Source organism: Arthrobacter sp. MDT2-34-1 (assembly GCF_059091365.1).
Genome location: NZ_JBNHGO010000013.1, coordinates 1 through 4,331 on the forward strand (window position 1 = coordinate 1; position 4,331 = coordinate 4,331).

Genomic DNA, 4,331 nt, shown 5'->3' on the forward strand with positions numbered 1-4,331 from the left:
GTCCGACGGCGGCACGCACCTTGACCCTCGAAAGCCGGGCCGGGCGGGACAGCAGTTCCGCTTCCACCCGCATCAATCCCCGAAGGAACCATGCCGATCTTCCCCCAGAACCCGAACCCCGCCCACCTGCGCCAGCGGAAGGCCGACGAGCTGCTGGCCGCCGGGACCGCGATGGGCGCCGTCGAACTGCTGGTCCATGACGTGGACGCAATGCTGAAGTACTACACCGAAGCGATCACCCTGGAGGTCCTGCAGCACAGCGGCAGCACCGCCGTGCTGGGCAGGCACGGGAAGACGGCCATGACCCTCAAGCAGGTCAAGGACCTGCCGCCGGCCAAGCCCGGACAGGCCGGCCTGTTCCACACCGCCATTCTGTTCGAAGACGCCGCGGCGCTGGCCGCCGCCGTGGCGCATGCGGCCACCAAGGCACCGCATTCCTTCACCGGCAGCGCCGACCACCTGTACAGCGAGGCCTTCTACTTCGACGATCCGGAGGGCAACGGCGTCGAGCTCTACACCGACCGGCCGCGGGAGACCTGGCGGCACGAGGACAACGGCCTGCTCAGCGTCGCCACGAACTTCCTGGACCCGAATGCCTACCTTCAGAATAATCTGACCCAGGAAAACCTGGCCAGGCCCACGGCGCGGGACGCCAAGCTGGGCCACGTGCACCTGCAGATCGGTGATATCGAGCACGCGCGCGCCTTCTACGTGGACACCCTGGGCTTCGGGCTGATGTCCGACGTCGGCTCCGCCCTGTTCATCTCCGCCGGCGGCTACCACCACCACATCGGCCTCAATGTCTGGAACAGTGCCGGTGCCGGTCCGCGTGCCGCAGCACTGGGCCTGGGCCAGGTGAACATCGACGTCCCCACGCTCGACGACGTCGCCGCGCTGGAGTCCCGCCTGAAGGGCCACGGGATCGCCACCCGGCATGACGGCGCCACCCTGCGCTTCGACGATCCGTGGAAGACGCTGATCCAGGTCAGCGCCGCCGCCTAGGAGACTGCTGAACAAGGGGCGATTTGAAGGGCTGGTGAGGGCGAATTGACGCTCGAACCAGCCCTTCGGCGTTTCTGGGTATGAAGGAGCGGGCAGGTGATTGATGCTTTCGACGGGCGTTTCGCAGTGCAGGGCGCTCTGGTGGGGCTCCTGCCGGCCCTGGGTGGGGACCGGGTGTCTCCGGCGGGCTTATCCGAGGGCCCAGGCCTCGTTTCGGACGGTGAGTCCGAGTGATAAGAGACGTTTGAGGTTCACTGCAGCGGCCCGCAGCCGGAACCAGGCATCGTTTTTCGCCACTCCGAGGTAGCGCAGCCGCCGGTTGTTCCCGTCGGTGAGCCAGGCGATCGAGCGTTCGACCATGGGCCGGTGCTGCCTGTAATCGGTTTGGAAGCCCTTCTCCTGCGCGGCAGCGCGGTGGGCCCGCATCAGGGCGTGCCCGGGGTGCAGTTCGATCTTGCGGCCTCCGGCCGCGGTCGTGCAGTTCTCGCGCAGCGGGCAGGCCCGGCACGCGGCACCGAACGTCACGTACCCCTTGTCTGTGATCTTGCGGATGAGCCCGTTCGGGCAGGTCAGCGTTCCGGCGTCCGGGTCGTAGGAGAAGTCATCGAGCGTGTAACCGCCCTCTACGGCCGCGGCCAGCGGTTTGGGTTTGATGAGGGCACGGTGGCCTGCAGCGGCGAGGGCGCGGAGCATGTCCGCGGTCCCGTAGGCCGAGTCGGCCAGGGCATCCACCGGCATCCCTGCTGCCACGGCCGGATCGGCATCAAGCAGCAGCGCTCCGGCTTCGGCATCGGAGGAGCCGGGCCCGGCTGCCTTCGTTACGGCGGCGGCCGTAAGGATCCCGGTCTCCGGCTCGGCGACGATATGGGCCTTGTAACCATCGCGCTTGTCCGACCGGGTCTTATGCGCGTGCCGCGCGTCCGGGTCCACGGTCGAAATCACCCGGTCCCTGGCGACGTTCCGGGCAATCCGCCACCGCCCGTCCGTCCCGTCCGAACCCTCTGCCGGCTCCACGTCCTGCCCCGCGACCAGCGCCAGCAACGCATACGCATCGGCGGCTTTGCCCTCCAGGCTTCCCGGATCGATGGCTGCCAGCAGCGCCAACGCGTCGTTGACCAACCGCGAAACCAGGGCCTGTTTGGCCTCGGCGTCGTCCCAGGCGATGTCCGGCTTCCCGGTGCGCGTGTAGTCATAGCCGCCCGCGTGGGCCTCGATCAGGTCCCACCCGTAAGGGACGTCCCGGCCGAAGCGGCGCACCGCGGCAATTAGCTGGGTGATCGTGTCCTGCCGGGCCACGGCATCATCCAGCACGGTGGAATCCAAGGCCCTGCGCCGCCTGCCCTTGAGCACCCCGGTCTCGGCAACGACTTCAGCAATGGCATCCATGATCCGGTGCGGGCGGCTGCTCGCAGCCAGACGCCTGCGCCAGTACGTGAGCGTGGTCGGATGGAACGCCGTGTCCGTCAGCCCGTACCCGCACGCTGCTTTCCACCGCAGGTCATACGTCAACGCGTCCGCAGTTTCCCGGTCCGAGAGCCCTTCGAGCGCCTGCAGGACCAGCACCGAACCGATCACCGAGGCCGGCACCGAGGGCCGGCCCCGCTTCGAGGGGAACAAGTCCTCCATCATCGAATCCGGAAACAACCGGTTCCGATGTCCGGCCAGAAACGCGAAAACGCTGCCCGGGGCCAATAGCTCCCCGGCCAGCGCTTCCACGTCCAACAGCTTCCGCTGCTCCTGCTTACGTCCCTGCATAAGACCAGTCTTAACCACTGAGCGGACGAGTCCAGCAGGCGCGCCTTAAACTCCCCAAGTTACAGAAGCAATTTGTTCAGCGGCCTCCTAGGGAAACCTTGCGCACTCAAGCAACCGCTCCAGGCGGCGGGGTCCGCCGGCCGCGGCGCGGTAAACTCGTGTGCATGCCCCGGGGTTCGTCAGCGAACCTCGGGTATTCGTGCTGCGGGCAATCATGAAGGAGAACCGGGACCATGAGCCTGAACGGACTGCGGGCCGTCCTTGCCGACGACGCTTCCTACGCGAGGGTCCGGGCCCAGGCCGCCCGGCCCGCGGACGAACGCAACGAGGATTTCCAGATCGGCGCGCCCACCGGCCTGCGCGCGGCGCTGATCGCCGAGATGGCGGACGGGCTGGCCGGGGACGGCGCCGCGCCGCCGGTGGTCCTGGCCGTCACGGCCACGGAACGCGAAACCGAGGACCTGGCCGCCGCGCTGCGCGGCTACCTGCCGGACGGGGCGATCGAGGAATTCCCCGCCTGGGAAACCCTGCCGCATGAGCGGCTTTCGCCGCGTTCGGATACCGTCGGTCGCCGCATTTCCGTCCTCCGCCGCATCAAGCATCCCGGAACCCGCCCGGAGCCGCTGCGTGTCGTCGTCGCACCCGTGCGTGCGGTGCTGCAGCCGCTGGTCGCCGGACTGGGCGACCTGGTTCCCGTCTCCCTGCGGGTCGGCGACGAAAAGCCGTTCGACGACGTCATCCGCGCCCTCGCCGACGCCGCCTACGCCCGCGTGGACATGGTGACCCGGCGCGGCGAATTTGCCGTCCGCGGCGGCATCCTCGATGTCTTCCCGCCCACCGAGGACCATCCGGTCCGCATCGAATTCTTCGGCGACGAGGTGGACCAGATGCGCTGGTTCGCGGTCGCGGACCAGCGCTCGCTGACCGGGCCGAACGTCAAGCACCCGTCCGAACTCTACGCCCCGCCGTGCCGCGAACTGCTGATCACCCCGGCCGTGATGTCCCGTGCCGCGAAGCTGCAGCCGCGCATGCCGGCGGCCGCCTCCATGCTGGAGAAGATCGCCGGCGGGATCGCGGTGGAAGGCATGGAATCGCTGGCGCCGGTGCTGGTGGATGCCATGGTGCCGTTCCTGGGCGAGCTGCCGGCCGGCTCCATCAGTGTGCTGGTCGAACCGGAAAAGGTGCGTTCGCGGGCCCACGACCTGGCCGCGACGAACGAGGAATTCCTCGCCGCGGCGTGGGCCACCGCCTCCGAGGGCGGTGCGGCGCCGGTGGATCTGTCCCAGGCGCTCGACGGCGGCGACGGCTCCGACGGCATCAGCGCCAGCCTGGACGCGGCCAGTTTCCGCTCGCTCACCGAGACCCGCTCCACCGCGCTGGGCCACGGCATCTCCTGGTGGTCCATCACCTCACTGGGCACCGACGACGAACTGGTGCTGGACATCGACACGCTGACCATCCATGCCCGCGAACCCCGCGGCTACCAGGGCGATGTCGGGGAGATGATGGATTTCATCGGCGGCCGCATGAAGGACCAGTGGCGCCTGGTGGTGGTCACCGACGGTCCCGGCCCC

General features: G+C 68.6%; 2 protein-coding genes and 1 pseudogene. 2 read left to right on the forward strand and 1 reads right to left on the reverse strand.

Going from position 1 to position 4,331, the window contains the following annotated elements:
• Positions 1-90: 90 nt before the first annotated feature.
• Complete coding sequence (locus AC5RVV_RS17080; protein WP_494002569.1) at positions 91-1,002, forward strand: VOC family protein; 912 nt, start codon at positions 91-93, stop codon at positions 1,000-1,002.
• 189 nt (positions 1,003-1,191) lie between these two features.
• On the opposite strand, the gene AC5RVV_RS17085 is transcribed toward AC5RVV_RS17080, so the two are convergent.
• Positions 1,192-2,757 (reverse strand): IS1182 family transposase, encoded by a 1,566-nt coding sequence (locus tag AC5RVV_RS17085; protein ID WP_493986704.1) that lies wholly within the window; start codon positions 2,755-2,757, stop codon positions 1,192-1,194.
• Between the two features lie 233 nt (positions 2,758-2,990).
• Here AC5RVV_RS17085 and AC5RVV_RS17090 point away from each other — a divergent pair.
• Positions 2,991-4,331 (forward strand): annotated as a pseudogene (locus AC5RVV_RS17090) (transcription-repair coupling factor); the annotation flags it as partial.

Coding starts and splice junctions, on each gene's coding strand:
- AC5RVV_RS17080 (WP_494002569.1), top strand. CDS start 91: ATGCCGATCTTCCCCCAGAACCCGAACCCCGCCCACCTGCGCCAGCGG.
- AC5RVV_RS17085 (WP_493986704.1), bottom strand. CDS start 2,757: ATGCAGGGACGTAAGCAGGAGCAGCGGAAGCTGTTGGACGTGGAAGCG.